The sequence below is a fragment of the Pseudomonas fluorescens genome (assembly GCF_902497745.1).
GTDB classification, from domain to species: Bacteria; Pseudomonadota; Gammaproteobacteria; order Pseudomonadales; family Pseudomonadaceae; genus Aquipseudomonas; species Aquipseudomonas fluorescens_BM.
The window spans coordinates 70561-90113 of sequence record NZ_CABVHJ010000016.1; the positions used below are offsets into that span (position 1 = coordinate 70561).

At 58.3% G+C, this 19553-nt stretch carries 17 protein-coding genes, 1 other RNA gene and 1 pseudogene; 12 read left to right on the forward strand and 7 right to left on the reverse strand.

What is annotated here, in order from left to right:
• The first annotated feature begins 3 nt into the window (after positions 1-3).
• The 6 genes from F8N44_RS22590 (at position 4) to ssrA (ending at position 6650) form a co-directional block, all read left to right on the forward strand.
• Positions 4-828, forward strand: coding sequence for a (Fe-S)-binding protein (locus F8N44_RS22590; protein WP_150651850.1), 825 nt, complete (start codon positions 4-6; stop codon positions 826-828).
• The gene (locus F8N44_RS22595) at positions 825-2279 is read left to right on the forward strand and encodes a LutB/LldF family L-lactate oxidation iron-sulfur protein (RefSeq protein WP_007915200.1); all 1455 of its coding nucleotides are present in this window, start codon (positions 825-827) and stop codon (positions 2277-2279) included. The genes F8N44_RS22590 and F8N44_RS22595 overlap by 4 nt, the downstream gene beginning before the upstream one ends.
• Complete coding sequence (locus F8N44_RS22600; RefSeq protein ID WP_150651851.1) at positions 2279-2950, forward strand: LutC/YkgG family protein; 672 nt, start codon at positions 2279-2281, stop codon at positions 2948-2950. The genes F8N44_RS22595 and F8N44_RS22600 overlap by 1 nt, the downstream gene beginning before the upstream one ends.
• On the forward strand, positions 2947-5757 hold the full coding sequence (locus tag F8N44_RS22605) for an FAD-binding and (Fe-S)-binding domain-containing protein (protein WP_150651852.1): 2811 nt from the start codon (positions 2947-2949) through the stop codon (positions 5755-5757). Before F8N44_RS22600 ends, F8N44_RS22605 begins: the two co-directional genes overlap by 4 nt.
• A 130-nt stretch (positions 5758-5887) precedes the next feature.
• The gene (locus F8N44_RS22610) at positions 5888-6166 is read left to right on the forward strand and encodes a hypothetical protein (RefSeq protein ID WP_150651853.1); all 279 of its coding nucleotides are present in this window, start codon (positions 5888-5890) and stop codon (positions 6164-6166) included.
• Between the two features lie 95 nt (positions 6167-6261).
• Positions 6262-6650: a transfer-messenger RNA gene (ssrA, locus tag F8N44_RS22615) on the forward strand.
• A 93-nt stretch (positions 6651-6743) separates the two neighbouring features.
• On the opposite strand, the gene F8N44_RS22620 is transcribed toward ssrA, so the two are convergent.
• Entirely contained in the window at positions 6744-7784 is a 1041-nt protein-coding gene (locus F8N44_RS22620) for a DMT family transporter (protein ID WP_150651854.1), read from the reverse strand.
• A 272-nt stretch (positions 7785-8056) separates the two neighbouring features.
• Here F8N44_RS22620 and F8N44_RS22625 point away from each other — a divergent pair, with 272 nt between their 5' ends.
• Positions 8057-9463 carry a DUF2252 domain-containing protein gene (locus F8N44_RS22625; RefSeq protein ID WP_150651855.1) on the forward strand — a complete coding sequence of 469 codons (1407 nt, stop codon included), beginning with the start codon at positions 8057-8059 and terminating at the stop codon, positions 9461-9463.
• Positions 9464-9492: 29 nt separating this feature from the next.
• Here F8N44_RS22625 and F8N44_RS22630 read toward each other — a convergent pair whose 3' ends face one another.
• On the reverse strand, positions 9493-10179 hold the full coding sequence (locus tag F8N44_RS22630; protein WP_150651856.1) for a hypothetical protein: 687 nt from the start codon (positions 10177-10179) through the stop codon (positions 9493-9495).
• Between the two features lie 325 nt (positions 10180-10504).
• Here F8N44_RS22630 and F8N44_RS22635 point away from each other — a divergent pair, with 325 nt between their 5' ends.
• The 3 genes from F8N44_RS22635 to F8N44_RS22645 all read left to right on the forward strand — a co-directional run bounded on the left by F8N44_RS22635 (position 10505) and on the right by F8N44_RS22645 (position 13226).
• Complete coding sequence (locus F8N44_RS22635; protein WP_150651857.1) at positions 10505-10879, forward strand: DUF6124 family protein; 375 nt, start codon at positions 10505-10507, stop codon at positions 10877-10879.
• Between the two features lie 250 nt (positions 10880-11129).
• On the forward strand, positions 11130-11717 hold the full coding sequence (rimJ, locus tag F8N44_RS22640) for a ribosomal protein S5-alanine N-acetyltransferase (RefSeq protein WP_150651858.1): 588 nt from the start codon (positions 11130-11132) through the stop codon (positions 11715-11717).
• Positions 11718-11747: 30 nt separating this feature from the next.
• Positions 11748-13226 (forward strand): ArnT family glycosyltransferase, encoded by a 1479-nt coding sequence (locus F8N44_RS22645; protein ID WP_150651859.1) that lies wholly within the window; start codon positions 11748-11750, stop codon positions 13224-13226.
• A 68-nt stretch (positions 13227-13294) separates the two neighbouring features.
• On the opposite strand, the gene F8N44_RS22650 is transcribed toward F8N44_RS22645, so the two are convergent.
• Both F8N44_RS22650 and F8N44_RS22655 read right to left on the reverse strand, forming a co-directional pair.
• Entirely contained in the window at positions 13295-14110 is an 816-nt protein-coding gene (locus tag F8N44_RS22650) for a phosphatase PAP2 family protein (RefSeq protein ID WP_150651860.1), read from the reverse strand.
• On the reverse strand, positions 14107-14778 hold the full coding sequence (locus F8N44_RS22655; protein ID WP_191630937.1) for a histidine phosphatase family protein: 672 nt from the start codon (positions 14776-14778) through the stop codon (positions 14107-14109). The genes F8N44_RS22650 and F8N44_RS22655 overlap by 4 nt, the downstream gene beginning before the upstream one ends.
• 388 nt (positions 14779-15166) lie before the next feature.
• On the opposite strand from F8N44_RS22655, the pseudogene F8N44_RS32270 reads away from it, so the two are divergent.
• Together F8N44_RS32270 and F8N44_RS32275 are read left to right on the forward strand one after the other, a co-directional pair.
• Positions 15167-16093, forward strand: a pseudogene (locus F8N44_RS32270) (methyl-accepting chemotaxis protein); the annotation flags it as partial.
• Between the two features lie 144 nt (positions 16094-16237).
• Complete coding sequence (locus tag F8N44_RS32275) at positions 16238-16951, forward strand: methyl-accepting chemotaxis protein (RefSeq protein WP_371042694.1); 714 nt, start codon at positions 16238-16240, stop codon at positions 16949-16951.
• A gap of 145 nt (positions 16952-17096) precedes the next feature.
• On the opposite strand, the gene F8N44_RS22665 is transcribed toward F8N44_RS32275, so the two are convergent.
• From F8N44_RS22665 to F8N44_RS22675, 3 genes are all read right to left on the reverse strand, one after another.
• Positions 17097-17570: a helix-turn-helix domain-containing protein gene (locus F8N44_RS22665; protein WP_007911534.1), complete on the reverse strand. Its 474-nt coding sequence runs from the start codon at positions 17568-17570 to the stop codon at positions 17097-17099.
• A 53-nt stretch (positions 17571-17623) separates the two neighbouring features.
• Positions 17624-17977: a type II toxin-antitoxin system HigB family toxin gene (locus F8N44_RS22670; protein ID WP_224794809.1), complete on the reverse strand. Its 354-nt coding sequence runs from the start codon at positions 17975-17977 to the stop codon at positions 17624-17626.
• A gap of 156 nt (positions 17978-18133) precedes the next feature.
• Complete coding sequence (locus tag F8N44_RS22675) at positions 18134-19507, reverse strand: DUF1329 domain-containing protein (RefSeq protein ID WP_150651863.1); 1374 nt, start codon at positions 19505-19507, stop codon at positions 18134-18136.
• Positions 19508-19553 lie beyond the last annotated feature (46 nt).

A 19553-nucleotide genomic window follows, 5' to 3' on the forward strand; every position in this document is an offset into this window, starting at 1 on the left:
CTGATGAGCGAGCTTTTTTACAACGCCGTGCCAAACGCGACCCGTGTGGCACCGCCGCTGCCCGAACCTCGGCAATACCCCAGCGAGAAACCGTCGCGGGTTTACCTGTTCGGCACCTGCGTGGTCGACCTGTTCTACCCCGAAGCCGGGATGGACGCGATCCACTTGCTGGAGCGCGAAGGGATTCGGGTCGAGTATCCGCAAGGGCAGAGTTGCTGCGGCCAACCAGCCTACACCTCGGGTTACACCGAACAGGCGCGGACGGTAGCGCGTTCACAACTGGCGCTGTTTGCCGGGGATTATCCGGTGGTGGTGCCGTCGGGTTCCTGCGCCGGCATGCTGCGCGAGCACTACGCCGACTTGTTCAAGGACGAGCCGGAAACGTTGAAACAGGTTCAGGCCCTCGCGGCCCGCACCTATGAACTGGCCGAGTTTCTGCTGTTCGTCTGCAAAGTGCGGCTCAAGGACAGTGGCGAACCGGTCAAAGTCGCGCTGCACACTTCGTGTTCGGCACGCCGCGAGATGAACACCCACCTGCACGGCCGCGAGTTACTGGCGCAGTTGAGCAACGTGGAACGGGTCAACCATGACCACGAAAGCGAATGCTGTGGTTTCGGCGGAACATTCAGCGTCCGTATGCCAGACATTTCCGGCGCGATGGTGGCTGACAAGACCAAAGCGTTGAAGGATTCCGGCGCGCATCAGGTGTTAAGCGCCGACTGTGGCTGTTTGATGAACATCAACGGCGCATTGGAGAAACAAAAAGAAGCGCTACGCGGGCAACATCTCGCCAGCTTTCTTTGGCAACGAACCGGAGGTGCGCAATGAGCACTTCCGCGATTATTCCTACGGTCGCCGTAGAAGAAGATTTCCGCACCCGGGCACACAACGCCTTGGGTGATCAGCAGCTGCGGAACAACTTCCGCACTGCCATGGACTCACTGATGGTCAAGCGGGCAGCCGCTTTCAGCGATGCCCACGAAAGAGAACATTTGCGCGCACTGGGCAATTCGATCAAGGCCCGCGCGCTGTCCAAGTTGCCCGACCTGCTCGAGCAACTGGAACAGAACCTGACCCGCAACGGTGTGACAGTGCACTGGGCGGAAACGGTGGACGAGGCCAATGGCATCGTCTTATCGATCATCCGCGCTCACGAGGCGCGGCAAGTGATCAAGGGCAAATCGATGGTCAGCGAAGAGATGGAGATGAACCATTTCCTCGAGGCTCGGGACATTGAATGTCTGGAGTCCGATATGGGGGAATACATCGTCCAGCTCGACCACGAGAAGCCTTCACACATCATTATGCCGGCGATCCACAAGAATGCCGGTCAGGTCGCGTCCTTGTTCCACGACAAACTTGGCGTGGAATACACCAAGGACGTTGACCAACTCATTCAGATCGGTCGCAGAGTCCTGCGGCAGAAATTCTTCGAAGCGGACATCGGCGTCTCCGGTGTCAACTTCGCCGTCGCCGAAACCGGCACCCTGCTGCTGGTGGAAAACGAAGGCAACGGGCGCATGACCACCACCGTGCCGCCGGTGCACATCGCCGTCACCGGCATCGAAAAGGTTGTGGAAAACCTGCGTGACGTGGTGCCGTTGCTGTCACTGTTGACGCGCTCGGCGCTGGGCATTCCGATCACCACTTACGTCAACATGATCTCCGGTCCGCGCAAGGAACACGAACTCGACGGCCCGCAGGAAGTGCATCTGGTGCTGCTCGACAACGGTCGCAGCCAGGCGTTTGCCGACAGTGAACTGCGCCAGACCTTGAACTGCATCCGCTGCGGCGCCTGCATGAATCATTGCCCGGTCTACACCCGCGTCGGTGGCCACACCTATGGCGAGGTGTATCCCGGGCCGATCGGCAAAATCATCACCCCGCACATGGTTGGCCTGGCAAAAGTGCCGGATCACCCGAGCGCCTCTTCGCTGTGCGGAGCCTGCGGCGAAGTGTGTCCGGTAAAAATTCCGATCCCGGCGATCCTGCGACGCCTGCGCGAAGAAAACGTCAAAGCCCCGGACAGCCCGAATCAAGTGATGCGCGGTCAGGGCAGCAAATACTCGCGCAAGGAACGCTTTATCTGGAACGCCTGGGCCAGGCTCAACAGTTCGCCAACCTTGTATCGATTGTTCGGTTTCTTCGCCACGCGCCTGCGTGCACTGACCCCGAGTAACGTCGGCCCGTGGACGCAAAACCACAGCGCGCCGAAACCCGCCGCCCGCTCACTGCACGACATGGCCCGTGAGCATCTGGCCAAACAGGGAGACCGCTGATGAGCGCCAAAGAAAATATCCTCGGCAAGCTGCGGAAAAGTCTGACCGGCGCCACGCCGATTGCCGACAACTTCGATGTCGATCTGGTGACGCAGCCTTACACCTACAGCGCCGAACAACGCATTCCGCAACTGCGCAAATTGATGGAAGCGGTGCACACCGAAATCCACCTGACCTCGGACGCTGAATGGCCGGCGCTGCTTGCGCAATTGCTGCGCGATCGCCAGTTGCCGAGTCTGTTGATCGCGCCGAAGACAGCACACGGGCAACGTATCACACAGCATTGGGCGAACAATCCTGGTCTACCGGCACTGAAATCCTACGACCGGCCGATGGAAGAGTGGAAAGCCGAACTGTTCAACGACACTCCGGCGAGTCTCACCGGAACCCTCGGCGCCATCGCCGCCACTGGCAGCCTGATCCTGTGGCCAACCCGCGAAGAACCACGCTTGATGAGTCTGGTGCCGCCGGTGCATTTCGCCCTGCTCAAGGCCAGTGAAATCCGCGACAACTTCTATCAGGTGCAGCAGGAATTCGAATGGGCGCAAGGCATGCCGACCAACGCACTGCTGGTGTCCGGCCCGTCGAAAACCGCTGACATCGAGCAAGTATTGGCTTACGGCGCCCACGGCCCGAAAGACCTGGTGGTTCTGATCCTGGAGGACCAATGACGCTTCCAGCGAATTTCCTGCGTGATGCGCAACAACTGATTCCGGCCGAGCGCCGTTTTGATGATCCGTTATCGAGGCTGGCCTTTGGCACCGATGCCAGTTTTTATCGACTCATTCCGCAACTGGTGATCCGCGTCGAGTCCGAAGATGAAGTGGTGGCGCTGCTGAAACTCGCTCAGCGCGACCATGTCCCGGTGACCTTCCGCGCTGCCGGCACCAGCCTCTCCGGCCAAGCGATCAGCGATTCCGTTTTGATCGTGCTTGGGGATAACTGGAACGCCCGCGAGATTCGTGGCCAAGGCACGCAGATTCGCCTGCAACCAGGCGTGATCGGCGCGCAGGCCAACGCGTGGCTGGCACCGTTCGGGCGCAAGATCGGCCCGGATCCGGCGTCGATCAACGCCTGCAAAATCGGCGGCATTGTTGCCAACAACGCCAGCGGCATGTGCTGCGGCACGGCACAAAACACCTATCACACACTGGCCGGGATTCGTCTTGTACTGGCCGATGGCACGCGACTCGATACCGAAGACGCTGCCAGTGTTGCAGCGTTTCGCAGCAGTCACGGCGATCTGCTCGAACGCTTGGCGACATTGGGCCGCGAGACCCGCGCCAATGCCGAACTGGCTGCACGAATCCGCCACAAATACCGTCTGAAAAATACCACCGGCCTGTCGCTCAATGCCCTGGTGGATTTCGATGAGCCTGTGGATATCTTGAGCCATTTGCTGGTCGGCTCCGAAGGCACCCTCGGCTTCATCAGCGCGGTGACCTACGACACAGTGATCGATCATCCGAACAAGGCCTCGGCGCTGATCGTGTTCCCGGATGTGGAGACCTGCTGCAACGCGGTCACCGTGCTGAAAAACCAACCGGTGTCCGCCGTAGAGTTGCTGGATCGCCGCAGCCTGCGCTCGGTGCAAGACAAACCAGGCATGCCTGCTTTCGTACAGCAACTGTCGAACAATGCCTGCGCATTGCTCATCGAGTCCCGCGCTGCGTCTTCCACTTTGTTGCAGGAGCAACTGGGGCAGATCATGGCGTCACTCAGCGGCTTCCCAGTGGAAAAACAGGTCGACTTCACCGAAGACCCTGCCGAAAACGCCAAACTCTGGGCGATCCGCAAGGACACCTTCCCCGCCGTCGGCGCGGTGCGCAAAACCGGCACCACGGTGATCATCGAAGACGTGACCTTCCCGGTCGAACAATTGGCCATCGGCGTCAATCGCCTGATCGAACTGTTCGACAAACATGCCTACGATGAAGCGATCCTTTTCGGACACGCGCTGGAAGGCAATCTGCACTTCGTCTTCACCCAAGGCTTCAACAACCCGGAAGAAGTCGCACGCTATCAAGCGTTCATGGACGACGTCGCGCAATTGGTGGCGGTGGAGTTCGGCGGCTCGTTGAAGGCTGAACATGGCACCGGGCGTAACATGGCGCCGTTCGTGGAACTGGAATGGGGCAGCGACGCCTATCAGTTGATGTGGCAGCTCAAACGTCTGCTCGATCCGAACGGTATTCTCAACCCGGACGTGGTGCTCAGCGAAGATCCGCAGATCCACCTCAAGCATCTGAAACCGCTGCCGGCGGCTGACGAGATTGTGGATAAATGCATCGAATGCGGTTTCTGCGAGCCTGTTTGTCCGTCGAAAGGACTGACCCTGAGCCCGCGCCAGCGCATTGTGATCTGGCGCGATATTCAGGCGAAAAAACGAGCCGGCGTCGATACCCGCGAACTGGAAGAAGCCTACGAGTATCAAGGCATTGACACCTGCGCCGCGACCGGTCTGTGCGCACAGCGCTGCCCTGTAGGTATCAACACCGGTGAGCTGGTGAAAAAGCTGCGTGGCCGACACGCGACGCATCAGAAAACCGCTGACTGGATCGAAGGAAATTTCGCCAAGACCCTGCAAGGCGCACGCTTCACTCTGCACGTGGCCAACGGTGCGCGGATAATGCTCGGCGCACCGCGTCTGGCGAAACTTTCGGCAACCATTACGCGGCTGTCCAAGGGCCAGGTGCCGTTGTGGACGAATGCGATGCCGCAACCGGAGAAAGCCATCCGCTTCAGCCCGAGCGTGTCAGACGAACGCCCGCGCGTGGTCTATTTGGCTGCTTGTGTGTCGCGGGTCATGGGCCCGGCGGCGGGCGATAAAGAGCAAATGTCGCTGTACGACAAAACCCGTGGTTTGCTGGAAAAGGCCGGTTACCAAGTGGTGTTCCCGGACAATCAGGACAACCTCTGCTGCGGCCAGCCTTTCGCCTCAAAAGGCTATGCCGAACAGGCCGAACACAAACGTCAGGAGCTGATCAGCGCACTGCTGCATGCCAGTCGCGGCGGTCTCGACCCGATCTACTGCGACACCAGTCCGTGCACGTTGCGTCTGGTTCAGGACGTAGGAGAAACCCGTCTGGATCTGTACGACCCGGTGCGCTTCATCCGTACGCACCTGCTCGAACGACTCGACTTCACCCCGCAAGACGCGCCGATTGCTGTGCACGTGACGTGCAGCACGCAACATCTGGGCGAAAGTCAGGCGTTGATTGATCTGGCGCGCAAATGCAGCAAAACCGTGGTGATTCCGGAAGGCATTCATTGCTGCGGATTTGCTGGCGACAAAGGCTTCACCACGCCGGAGCTGAACAGCCACTCGCTGCGCACGCTCAAGGATGCGGTGCAGCACTGCAGCGAGGGGATTTCCACCAGCCGCACCTGTGAGATCGGCCTGACGCAACACGGCGAAATTGACTACCACGGACTGGTCTATCTGGTGGATCGAGTGACCCGGGCGAAGGCCTGCTGAAGAAAAATAGAACCCTTGAGTTCGACTGTAGTCCACAGATTAACCCCGGCTGATCGGGGTTTTTCTTCCATACGGTTGCCCGTCCTGACGGCCAGCGAAGTCTGGACCCACTCGGTTCAAGGAGATATACATGAAACGTTCTGTACTGTTAGGTCTGTTCGTTACTGCATCGATGATGGCGTCCACTTCGTTTGCTGACGGCAAACCTGCCGATCTGTGTGATGCCAATATCCAAGAGATCACCAATCTCAAGGCCGGGCTCTCAGCTTCGCCAGAAAAGGCCCAGCTTGCTGAAACCAGCTTGAGCAAAGCCCAAGCGCTCAAACAGGCTGGCAGAACCGACGACTGCGTTGCAGAAACCTCCAAAACCAAACTGGAACTCCAAAAAGCTTCCGGCACCAACAATTGATTCAAGCCCGGCCAACCTTCGGGTTGGCCTTGTGGGCTGATTGGCGTACACTGCGCAGGCTTGTTGCTCAAACAGATGTACTGAGCAATGAGTTCGGGGCCGTTTAGGATTCGACGCCGGTTGCAAAACTTTAGGTGCATGCCGACTTGGTAACAGAAGTCGTAAATCCACTGTTGCAACTACTTATAGTTGCCAATGACGACCAATACGGTGTTGCTCTCGCTGCTTAATTGCAGCTGACAATGCTCCTGGTACCTTCGGGTCCAGCAATCATCAGGGGATGTCTGTAAACCCAAAATGATTGTCATATAGAACAGAATCGCCGTGCAGTACGTTGTGGACGAAGCGGCTAAAACTTACACAACTCGCCCAAAGCACCCTGCCCTTCGGGTCGCTGAGGGTTAACTTAATAGAAACGGCTACGCATGTAGTACCGACAGCGGAGTACTGGCGGACGGGGGTTCAAATCCCCCCGGCTCCACCAACTCTCAACGACAAAGCCCGCCAAGTGCGGGCTTTGTCGCATCTGGCCGTCCCGTCCAGCCCCTTCCGCCAAAAACCACCCCGCCCACACACCTCAATGCTCATGCCGATGATGCACATCCGGAAAATGCGCATGCCGATGCCGCATCGGCGTATGCACATGCGGATGGCTGTGCGGCTCCGTTCCATCCCATTCAAACCCGTGCGTATGCTGGTGATGCTCATCGTGTGTGTGGCGATGATCATGCTCGAGCCGTTCATGCTGATGCTCATGCGTATGGTTCTCCATCAGATGAATCCATACCCCCACGGCCATTAACGCGGCAGCGAGCAGGAACATCAGCGATACCGACTCGCCCAGCAGCAGAATCGAGATACCTGCGCCCAGAAACGGTGCTGTGGAAAAATACGCGCCAGTGCGCGCACTGCCCAGCCCGCGCAGGGCGAGGACGAACATCGCCAGGCTGACGCCGTAGCCGAGAAACCCGACCAGCAGGATGGGTACCAACGAGTCGGCTGAGGGCAGTTGTTTGCCGATGAACAAGGCGAGGCCGCAGTTGACCATCCCCGCCACAAGACCTTTGCTGCCCGCGATAAACAGTGCATCCGAAGCAGAGACCTTACGCGTCAGGTTGTTGTCGATGGCCCAGCAAAAGCAGGCGAAGGCGACGGCCAGCGGGCCTGTCCAGTCCTGCGCCGACACGGCCTCTTGCGGCCATGACAACACGACACCGCCGGCCACGATGGCGAGCATGCCGATCACGATTCGCCGGTCGGCGTTTTCCTTGAACACTACCCACGCCAGCAGTGCCGTGAGCACTGATTCCAGATTGAGCATCAGTGACGCGCTCGCACCGGACGTTCTGGTCAAACCGAACATCAACGCCACCGGTGCCAGCACACCACCAAAGCCGATGGCTCCGACCAGCCACGGCCATTCGCCGGTGCCGAGTCCCAAACGCTGCCAGCCTCGATCGCGGGCAAAACGCAGGATGGTCAAGCCCAGACCGCTGCCCAGATAGAGCAACCCGGCCAATAGAATCGGTGAAATCTGTACGCCCAACAGCTTGGCGAGTGGTGTACTGGCGCCAAACAATGCTGCTGCAACCAACGCGTAGAGCACGCTCACATTCATGAAGGGATCACTCGCTCGGGCCGATGAAATATCGGCAACGATCATGGCAAAACTCAGGTGAGAATTATGTGAACCGTTACCTGAAGGATCCCCTCTCCTTCAAGCACACACTCCCCTCCAGCAACATTTGATCTGTGCAATCCAGGGCGCAGTGGCGACACAGCCTCTATGTTGCGAACATCGAGATGGGAATTGTCACCGGACTCAAGCCAGCGGATAAACCTCGGAAGCGCTTCTACACTCACAGCGTCCTAGCGTCAGACCGAGCCCCCATGACCGCACTCAAAGATCGCATGCAACAAGGCAAAGACGCCCGCAAGCAGTGCTCGCGCAGCGCTCAGGCATCCACCGGCAAGATGAACCGTGACCCGATTCCGTTGATCAAGGCATCCAGCCAGGGCCGCGTCGAGTCACTGGTCGAACTGCGTTACGGGCGCATGTTGGTGTCGCCGTTCACGTTCTTTCGCGGCAATGCCTTGTTGCAGGCGCACGACTTGTCGGGCACGGCGAACATGGGCCTGAACTTGCCCATCTGTGGTGACTGCCATCTGATGAATTTTGGCGGTTTCGCCACGCCTGAGCGCAATCTGCTGTTCAGCGTCAACGATTTCGACGAAGCGCATCCCGGACCGTGGGAGTGGGATCTCAAGCGTCTCGCGGCAAGTTTCGTGGTAGCCGCCCGCGACTTGCGCCATGGCGAATCGGTCGAGGAACAGGTGTGCCGTGAAATGGTTGGCGCCTATCAGACCACGCTGCTGGAATGCGCCGAACAGAGTTCGCTGGAAAACTGGTACGAGTCCATCAGCTACAACGATCTGCTCGCTCAGGCGCGCAAAAGTACCCTCGAACATGTGGAGCGCGCCATCGAAAAGGCTGAGCGGCGCACCCACGCCGAGTTGCTGCCCAAAATCAGTGAGCGTAATGCCAGTGGTCGCCTGATTATTCGCGATGACCTGCCGGAAATTTTCCACCTGCACAAAAACACGACGCTGCTGGACGCGGACGATGACTGGCTGCGGTTGTCGGACTGGCGCCCGCTCTACGACGCGTTCATGCGTGATTATCGAAACACGCTGCAACCTGACCGTCGCGAGCTGCTCTCACGGTTTCACGCCCAGGATCTGGCCTTCAAAGTGGTTGGCGTCGGCAGTGTCGGCACTCGCTGTCTGGTGGCGCTGCTGACCGACGATCAGGAATTTCCGTTGTTCCTGCAGTTCAAGGAAGCGCGACGCTCGGTGCTCGCCGATTACGTCAAAGTCAAATCACGCACGCGCCACGAAGGCCAACGTGTGGTCGAGGGGCAGCGGCTGATGCAGGCCGCCAGCGATCTGTTTCTCGGCTGGACCACCGGTCCCAGCGGTCGGCACTTCTATGTGCGGCAACTGCGCGACATGAAAATCTCTGCTGAGCTTGAGACCTTCGACGCCGAAACCTTCGCCGCCTATGGACGTGTTTGCGGCCGAGCCCTCGCCCGGGCACATGCCAAGGCATCCGGCCTCGCGGCGCAAATCAGCGGTTACATTGGCAAAGGCGATGCGCTGGCCGATGCGCTGCTGAAATACGCGCAAAGTTACACCGCGCAAAACGAACGCGACTTCGAGCGTTTCCAGGTGGCTTGTCGCAAAGGCCGTTTGCGTGCCCGGTCAGAGGCTGATTTTGCGGCTGACCACATGCCTTGAGCCGGGCGCAGCGGCATCAATCCTCAGACCTACTGCGGCCGTTTAACCATCCACGTTTTTAGGACTGGGTCTATTGCTTGCCCGGATACTATTTCAGCCGGAGTTTGACTGAAGGTCATACCGTTCCCGCAGAACGCCGTGAACACTTCGCGATTGAAGTTGTAGAGGTCAACACTCGTTACCGTCTCACAAGCGTCGCTTGCTACCACTTTTCTAGCGAGCTTGATTCTCGACGACTGATAAGTGTCATAGCGTTCCTTGTAATAGGCTTTGGATCGGGCCGCCGAGGCGCCTGGATTAAGGACATCGTCGGCGATTCTGCCGTCAAGGGGACCTGCTGTGAAGCTTGAATAGGGCCGGATATCGTCGACATCAACGGTATAAACGCGCGCATCGCCCCTTTGCATGTTGAGCATGACCACTTTCAAGGGGACTTCTTCTGGATAAACCTTGTAGACAACAACCAGAGGCGCCAATAGAAGACTGGATGTGTAGTGACCTGTATAGATGAACTTTTCGTCTTTTTTCAGTCGGAACCGCTGAACTATCGAGTCGATTCGATCAAGCCGCTTTTGCGCCTCCACATCGCTCTGCGCAACAGCGACGGGCTTCAGATTTTTCAAATCCTCAGGAATGGGCATGACCTGGATCTGGACATCTGCCTGCGCGCCAAAAGCTAACGCAGCCAGGAACAGGGGGATAACGTGATTCAGCATACCTTCTACTCCTTGTAGATAAAGCTTCCCGATTTATCGACGTGTGTTTGCTTTAAAGGGAGGCACTGCACCGTGTGTCAGAGAAGTCCGCCATGATTTCCGTTGAACATAATGACCGCCCGAGAGCACGGCGACACCCGTTTTTTTTATTCGCGGTTCGCCCTCCTTCCCACACCGAACGTCCTAGGAAAATTCCTGCAACACGCGTCGACTTTGATGAACTGGTGGACAGTTCCTCAGGGCGTTACCCTCCACGACCACTGCCATCCAGCGGACGGTTTGGCAGCCGAAATTGCAGTGAATGTTCACTTCACGGAGCTACGTCATGAAAAAAATCCCACAGCTTTCGCTGGTTGGTTCGGCACCTTCCGAAGCACCCGCTTCCAGCACCCAACCTCAGTCAAACACCACCGCAAGCACCGAGGTGAACCGTCGGCGACGTAGTGTTCCTCTCAATCAGCTCATCAGGGTGCGCGACGATGTCGACACACTGACCCTGCTCACCCACGCCAGTGAAATCCTCGATTCCCTAGCGGCCATCAGCGCAAACTTTGCCGATGAGTTCGATGGCTCGAAACGTCATGTGGCGGTGGCGATGAAGCAATTGAGCGCACTGGCCGAGATCCTGATTTGTCGGGCACGGGACAATCTTGATCCGCAGAAACCGCAGAACACTACCGGGCCTGAAACCCGCCATTGACGGGCGAAAACTCGACGCTCGGTTGCGCATCGGACGGCATTTGGCACCACCCATCGAGATGAATTTTTCTTCACTGCAGCTGCGCGGCCAACCCTTGTACAGTCCGCTCGCTCATTCAAGAAACTACGGTTCGCCCGCGCTCCTGCGGGCTTTTTTTTGCCTTGGGTTTACCGCGCTAACCTGCGAGGGCTTGCTCTCCCACAGGCGAGTGCGCCAACCTGCCGGAAGATCCCCCATTCCGGAGCGCCCGATGCCGCTGTTGACCCTGCCCTGCCAACGCCTGACGCTGGCGATACTCGCTCCGGACCAGGCCGAACTTGAAAGCGAGTTCTACCGACGCAACCAGCGCCACCTCGCGCCATGGTCACCGATCCGTACGACCGAATATTTTTCCACCGAGCAGATTCGCCGCCGCCTCGAAGTCCAAGCCAGCGCGTTCGAGGCCGGGCTGGCCATGCATTTCGCGCTGCTGACCCCGGATGGCCAGGAGATGATCGGCGCCTGCAACTTCAGCGGCATCATTCGTGGTGCCTTTCAGGCGTGTTATCTGGGTTATCACATCGACGAGGCCCAACAGGGTCAAGGTTTGATGCAGGAAGCGCTGGAGGCTGGCATCGCTTACATGTTCGATACCCAGAACCTGCACCGGATCATGGCCAACTACATTCCCGGCAACGAACGCAGTGCACGCTTGCTGGAGCGCCTGGGCTTCGAACGTGAGGGTTACGCCAAGGCGTATCTGAACATTGCCGGGCGCTGGCAGGATCACGTGCTGACGGCGCTGGTCAATTCAAGGTTCGAGACACCGGAAAAGCGCTGGTCTAAACCTTTGGCGTGAGTTTCACAATTCGTTAAGGATTGCCGTCGTATGCTCAGGCCTCCCGCCCCTTTCGGTTGCCTGAACCCTATGTCGCGTGCCGTCACTTCGCTGTTTCTGCTTGCCGCCCTGCTGTTTTTTTTCGCGCTGGGTAACCACCAATTGCAAGGCTCCACCGAGGCCCGCGTCGCCGGCATCGCCATGGAGATGCATCTGGACGACGACTGGGTGACGCCACGCCTGTTCGGCGAACCGTTTCTGGAAAAACCACCACTGAGCCTGTGGCTGGATGCTGGCGCGATGCGCGTGTTCGGTGTTTCACCGTGGGCCGTGCGGCTGGCGTCGGCGGTGGCTGGCTTGCTCAGCGTGATGCTGCTGTACGGCATGCTGCGGCGTTTCGAACGACCGAAAATGGTCGCCTGGACGGCGGGCATTCTGCTCGCGACCATGGCCAGTTACTGGAGCAATGTGCGCGGTGTCGGTGAGGATGCATTGCTCGCCCTCGGCGTGACGACGGCACTGCTGGCCTTTTTCCAGGCGCAACGAGCATCGACTCTCGGCACCTCGCTGTTGTTTGTCGTCGGGATCGCCATCGCTACCTTGAGCAAGGGTGTGCTGGGGCTGGCGATGCCGGGGGTGGTGATTTTTGCCTATCTGCTGGCGGACAACCTGATGGACAAGCGCCTGAAAATCGCCGACTGGCTGCGACCCGGTTTACTGACTCTGGTCGGTTTGATTCCGCTGCTGATCTGGCTCCTCATCCTCTTCCAGCACGGCGGCGCACAAGCCGTCAAAGAAGTGCTGCTGACCAACAGCGTCGGACGCTTCAGCGGTTCGTTCGTCGAGGCCGGGCACTACGAACCGTTCTATTACTACCTCGCCAAACTGCCGGAAGCCTTCCTGCCGTGGAACATTCTGGTGTACTTGGGGCTCTGGCATTTCCGCAAACAACTGAAAGCCAACCGTTACCTGCTGTTTTTCAGCCTGTGGATCGTGGCGCAGTTCATCATGCTCACGTTGGCGTCGAGCAAACGCACGGTGTACCTGATGTCGATGACACCGGCCGCTGCGGTGATCGCAGCGGAGTATGCGGGCGTGCTGTTCGAGCGCTTGAAGCAGTACGAATCCGGCAATGGATTCGTAGGCCGAATCGCCCGGCAGCGCCAAACACTGGCAGTCGGTGTGCTCACGCTGGTGTTCGGCAGTTATCTCGCCGCCGCACAGTGGGCGTTGCCTCATGCCGACAAAAAGCTTTCGTTCCTGCCGTTGAGTGCAGAGATTCAGACGCTGCAAACCGTCGGGCATCAAGTCGCGCTGTTTCAGGCCAATGAGCGGCTCGGTGGCGCCACGGTTTTCTATACCCAGCAAGTGCTCAAAGGGCTGGATACCGAAGCGCAGTTGCGAGATTTTCTCGCGGCATCACCCTCGCATGTCGCGGTGATGGCCGGTGACAGTGAACCCGCGCCGCCACTGAAAGTACTCAAGACCATGATGGTCGGGCGTCAGGCGTATTACTTCGTCAGCTATTGAGGGACCTGCGCAGCCCCATAAAAAAACCCGCCGATGATTGGCGGGTTTTTCATTTGATCCGCACGGGCTCAGATAGAGACCTCAGCACTGAAAGCTTTCTGCTCACGCTTGCCCAGCACCGGCACCTCCAGCCGCGCGCGTCCGTAGAAGGCCAACGCCGTCAGCAAACACGCCAGCCAGACGAAGATTCCGGCCCAGAACGTGTGGGACATGTAGTGCCAGCCTTGCAGGACGCGAGTAGTGCCATAAACGAATCCCAGCAACAGCGAGCCCCACAAGATTGCACTGGAAAAACGCCATTGATAGCGCCGCGCCACGAAATACAGCGCCAGCATGGTGAAGCCGCCCGACGCATGGCCACCCGGCCAGCACCGGCCACTACCCGCTTCATGGAACAGTTGAAAATTGCTGTACCACTCGATGTGGGCCATTTTCCCGCCGTACAGCGTGGTCTCGATCGGGCAGTAAACGCTGGTGTGGGATTTGAGGAAATGAATCACCCCGGTGCAGACCGCGAATGCGACCACCACAAACAGAAAATCCCTACGGTGATCAGCGGCAAATCGCAGCACCGGCGCGACTTTGCTGCGTTCCAGCATCGCACCGAGTCGCGGACGTTTCTGCGGATTGACCAACGGCCAGACCACCGATAGCAGCGCGCCGATCAGGGCGATTTCCGCCGTCCAGTTGGGAATGATCCGCGCCCATTTATGCGTGAGCTTTTCGAAGAAGTGGATTTTGTCGAGCGGGAAGGTCTGCGTCATCGGGTCGAACAGCAGGTTGCTGAAGGCGATGTCGATTTTGGTCATATCGAACATCAGGAACACCAGCGCCCCACAGGCCAGCGGAATACCAAAGTTGTAAGCGTAGAAGCGTGATTTCATCGGGTATTCACCGTGCGCCAGTCGGAGGCTTCAATAAAGCCGAGCATCTTGGGAGCCGCCGGGCTGGCAGCGGAAACAAACAATGACGAGCCGTAACCCATGTCCGAGGCCGAAACTTTGAGGTCTTTCTCGATTTGCGCCATGCATTCGCTGTGGGTCACCAGTACCAGGTTGCGCCCCGGAGTTTTGTGGGCCAACGCGTCCTGCAACATGCGCCCACGGCAGTTGATCAGCCAGTCGTCACCGCTGGCGGCATGGTTGAACATGTAACCGGCGGTCTGCACCGTGCGCATCGATGGGCTGTTATAGATGTCGGCGTTGTTCAAGCCCAGTTGTTCGAACCTTGCACCGACCGCCACCGCGACACTGCGTGAGCGATCGGTGATGCCGTCGTTGCCACTCAGGCAGGCAGCTTTAGAGTGATCGCAGCGCTCGACGTGACGCACCAGCACGATCATCTCGCCCTTGGCCCAGCCCGTCGCCAACGCTTGCGCACCAGCCACGTTGCCGTGAGCCAGGTCCGGCACCGCCGCCGGCGCCAGCAACCACAGGGTCAGTGGCATCACCAATACCGATGCCGCCAACACCACCCAAGTGTTGCGAAAACGCGCAAAAAAGCTCAGATCGATCAAGCGTTTGACGCCGAACAGACTCAGTCTCAATTCCACAAAAACCGCCTCGCCACTCTGCATCACGGGTTCATTCGATGCGGCGAAGGTACAGAGGCGGGCGTGGGCAGCCAGTGAAACCCATGTGAAAAAAGTCTTGGGATCCGATGTTACAAATTCCGTAGGACAAAATCCTTTCAGCTCTGGGAAATGCGGCCGATACAGACCTGCTAACACCCTTGCTGGCTCAAAAAAACAACAATCTTCCAGCCTAACTGACGACAAGAAACCCAACGTTTCTGGAGGATTTTTGATGAATAGCTGGTTCGGCAACATCAGCGTGAACATGAAACTGGGCCTGGGCTTCGGCCTGGTGCTGGCCTTGACCTGCGTGCTGGCCCTGACGGGCTGGACCAGCCTCGGTGGCTTGATCGACCGCAGCAACTGGATGAGCGATATCACCCAGCTCAATGCCGGCCTGACCAAACTGCGCGTGGTGCGCCTGCAGTACATGCTGACCAATGGCGATGAAACCGCCGCGCAGAATGTGCAGACCACCCTCGAAAGCTTCGCCGCGCAGCAACAGAAGCTGATCAACAGCTTCAAGAGCCCGGAAAACGTCAAACTGCTCAAGGAGCAGGCAGCGACCATCGCTGAATACCAGACGTCGCTGAACAAAATGCGCAACGCCTACCGCACCGGCAACAGTGCGCGCGATTCCATGAGCGTGAGTGCCGAGACCGCGTACAACCAGATCGAATCGATCAGTAAACGCGTGCAGCAGATGGACATGAGCGAGCAGCGTTTCGAACAGTTCCAGGCGATCACCGCCGCCAAGGAAGCGTTCATCCTCGCGCGCTACGAAGTGCGCGGCTACACCGCTACCACCAACGCCGAAACCGAGCAGAAAGCCGTCGGCCAAATCGACGCGGCCATCGCCAGCCTCAAGTCATTGAATGCGCAATTTGCTGCGACTCAGCAGGATGCCTTGCGCCAATTGGAAACTGCGTTGACCAGCTATCGCGGCGCGTTGATGGCGTACAAGAACGCCAACACCGATGCCGTGCAGGCGCGTAAGGAAATGACCGACCAGGGCACCACCATCGTCGCCCTGAGCGAGCAGCTGTATCAGATCCAGCTCGATCGCCGTGACGCTGAAAGTGCCCAAGCGCGTACCTTCCAGCTGATCAGCACCCTGCTCGCCCTACTGGTTGGCGTGATTGCTGCGGTGATCATCACCCGTCAGATCACCCGTCCGCTGCAAGAAACCCTCGCCGTGGTCGAGCGCATCGCCAGCGGCGACCTGACCCAGAACGTCACCGTCACCCGCCGTGACGAACTTGGCGTACTGCAACAAGGCATCGCCCGCATGGGCGTCACCCTGCGCGACTTGATCAGCGGCATCCGCGACGGCGTCACCCAGATCGCCAGCGCCGCCGAAGAACTGTCGGCCGTGACCGAACAGACCAGCGCCGGTGTGAACAGCCAGAAAGTCGAGACCGATCAGGTCGCCACCGCCATGCACGAGATGACCGCCACCGTGCAGGAAGTCGCGCGCAATGCCGAAGAAGCTTCGCAAGCAGCCGCGGCTGCTGACGGCGAAGCCCGTGAAGGCGACAAAGTGGTCAACGAAGCCATCGCCCAGATCGAGCGTCTGGCCAGCGAAGTGGTGCGTTCCACCGAAGCCATGAGTGTGCTGCAACAGGAAAGCGACAAGATCGGCAGCGTCATGGACGTGATCAAGGCTGTTGCCGAACAGACCAACCTGCTGGCGCTCAACGCCGCGATCGAAGCGGCACGTGCCGGTGAAGCCGGTCGTGGTTTTGCCGTGGTCGCCGATGAAGTTCGTGGCCTGGCTCAGCGCACACAGAAATCCACCGAAGAAATCGAAGGCCTGGTCGCCGGTCTGCAGAACGGTACCCAGCAGGTTTCGGCGGTGATGAGCAACAGCCGCGCCCTGACCGATAGCAGCGTGGCGCTGACGCGCAAGGCTGGCGCATCACTGGAAAACATCACCCGTACGGTGTCGAACATCCAGTCGATGAACCAGCAGATCGCCGCCGCTGCCGAACAGCAGAGCGCCGTGGCCGAAGAGATCAGCCGCAGCATCATCAACGTACGCGACGTGTCGGAACAGACCGCTGCGGCGAGTGATGAGACGGCAGCGTCGAGTGTTGAACTGGCGCGTTTGGGTGGTCAATTGCAGCAGATGGTCAGCCACTTCCGCGTTTGATCTTGATCTCGCGCTGAAGCAAAAAACCAATCGCGGGCAAGCCCGCTCCCACAGGGTTTTGAGTCGTTCACAGATGTCGTGTTCGACTCATGACGTGTGGGAGCGGGCTTGCCCGCGATTGCGTCAGGCCTTTCACCGCTTAGCGTCAAACCACACCGTGCATAAAAAACTCGACTGGCACTTTAAAGAACTCGGCGAATCCCTTTATCTGAGCAACGGTCATTTTTCGCTTGTTATTCAATATCTCTGAAACAGCACTCTGAGTTGCGATCTCAGACAAGTCCTTCTGTTTAACGCCTCTTTCCGACAGCAGAAACGCCAGCGCTTCAGATTGGGACGAATAAGCAATCAACACCGTTTCATTTTCGTACTCATAAACCCGATCAGCCACAAACTCCGCAAACCGTGCCGCAGCATGATCCTCGGTGTTCGCGTGGGAATAAAGCTCATCAATCAGGGCCATTCGCACTTGCAGATCGTCATCATTTTTTATCGGATCATGGCAGGCAGACAACAACTTGGACAAAGTCGCTAGCTGATCGCCCAGCCCCTCAAGCATGGGTGAAATATCGGCTATGAAGGAATCCAGTCCTGTCGCTTCGACTTTATTACGCTTCATTGAGATCACCTTTATTTTCGTTAAACATAAATAGCGTATTTCATTCTGGCCAACTACTTGACATCACTCTTCCACCATTTGTCGTATCCGGAATGGGGAAGAATGTCCTTGATATAGATAGTGCCAGTCTTCGTGTTGATCCACGTAATGACACGGCACTCGTTTTTCTTGATATCAAAAACGTAAATATCAAGCGGGCCTTTCTTGCTCGTCAGCCTCAGCTTCGAGTGAGGGATACGATCGACGTTCCAACCTGAGGCGCTGGTCCAGTCTTGACGAAGCTTCTCAAACGACTCGAAACGCAGCGATGCTCTGTCGAAGATGGTTAGCCACAAGGTGAGAGGATCTCTCCACTGGCCATGAGTCTCAATGGCCCGCGCAACCGCCGCTTTTGTGATCACTCTCATACAATTTTCGGTTCTGGTATCCCTACATGCGGCCAAATTATCTCAAATACAGATATCTGTAAAGCAGATATTTTTAACTCCACAGAACCAACCCGAAGCCAAATGCATCAGTGGCTTCGGGTTTTTTCTGTCAGTGATGGACTTAGACTTCGGCCATCACCGCGTCCCACGCTGCCGCAACGCCGACGGCATAAAGTAAGCATCCTCCGGCACCGGCTGCGCGAAATCCACCGTCTCCGCCTCTTCGTTATCAAGGTTCTGCACGTAGTAACGACGCGCCTGCAAATCGTGGAAAACATCCAGCGCACTCCACGTGGTCGGCAGGTCATAGAAGTTTTTCAGATAGGCCATCGACACCCGCCACAACTCCCCGCGCCCGTCGTATTGATCGACCAGTGCCGCGCCCCAGCTGTCTTCATCGAGAAACAGCACGCGCTTGGAATAGATATGCCGCGAGCCCGGTTTCAGATTGCCTTCCACTACCCACACGCGGTGCAGTTCATAGCGGGTGTATTGCGGGTTGAGGTGGCCCGGGGTGAGCAGTTGCGCGTACTTCACGTCGGGGCTGGCGACTTTGTAGTTGTTGTAGGGGATGTAGATTTCCTGTTTGCCCTTGAGCTTCCACTCGTAGCGATCCGGTGAGCCGTTGAACAGGTCGGTGTCGTCGGCGGTGCGCAGGCCATCGGAGGATGCGATCGGCGTGTCGTAGGTGAGGTTCGGTGCGCGGCGCACGCGACGTTGGCCGGCGTCGTAGATCCAGGCTTGGCGTGCGTCTTTTAGCTGATCGAGGGTTTCATGCACGAGTGCGGCACCGCCGGCCAGGCGTGCGGGGCTTTTCACGAAGGCGAGGTAGTAGAACAGGATGTTCTTCAGGTCGGCGAACTGGCCGTTCGGGCGGTAGTAGTTGAACAGGGCTTCCTGCTGCGAGGTCACCAGCGCGAAGCTGCCGTTGCGCTGGACCGGCGCTTCGGAGGCGCGGCGCACGACGTAGATGCCGCGGTAGCGGGTGATGTGGTTCCACAGCACTTCAACGCCATCCTTGGGCACCGGGAATGGCACGCCGCCGTAGGCATCGGAGAAGCCGCTGCCGCCTTCGAGCAATTTGGCCGAGGTCGCATTCTTGAGGGTGTTGTCGTACAGCCATTGCGGTGCCGAACCGGAGCGGCGGGACGGGTAGATCGGCATCTGAAAGGTGTCGGGGTAGCTGTTGAACAGGGCGATCTGGCCGGGGCTGAGGTGGGCTTTGTACTGGTCGAGATTGGCTTTGGTGATGGTGGAAAGCGGTTTGTCGGCGGCGTACGGGTCGGGATGGTGTTGGCCGGGTTTGTAGCCGGCCGGGGCTTGAGTGATGCCGCCGGTCCACGCGGGAATCGTGCCGGCGGCATTGCCCGCGCGCTCGGCGCCCATGGGGGTCAGGGTGGTTTTCAGTTGTTCGGATTGTTGTGGGGTGATGCCCGCGAAGACGCTGCTAGCGGCAAGGCCTAAAACAAACCCTAGCGAAGCTTTGGTCAATCCCGAAGTGTGAACCATGATCTTCTCCAAAATACAAAAACCTGTGGGAGCGAGCCTGCTCCGG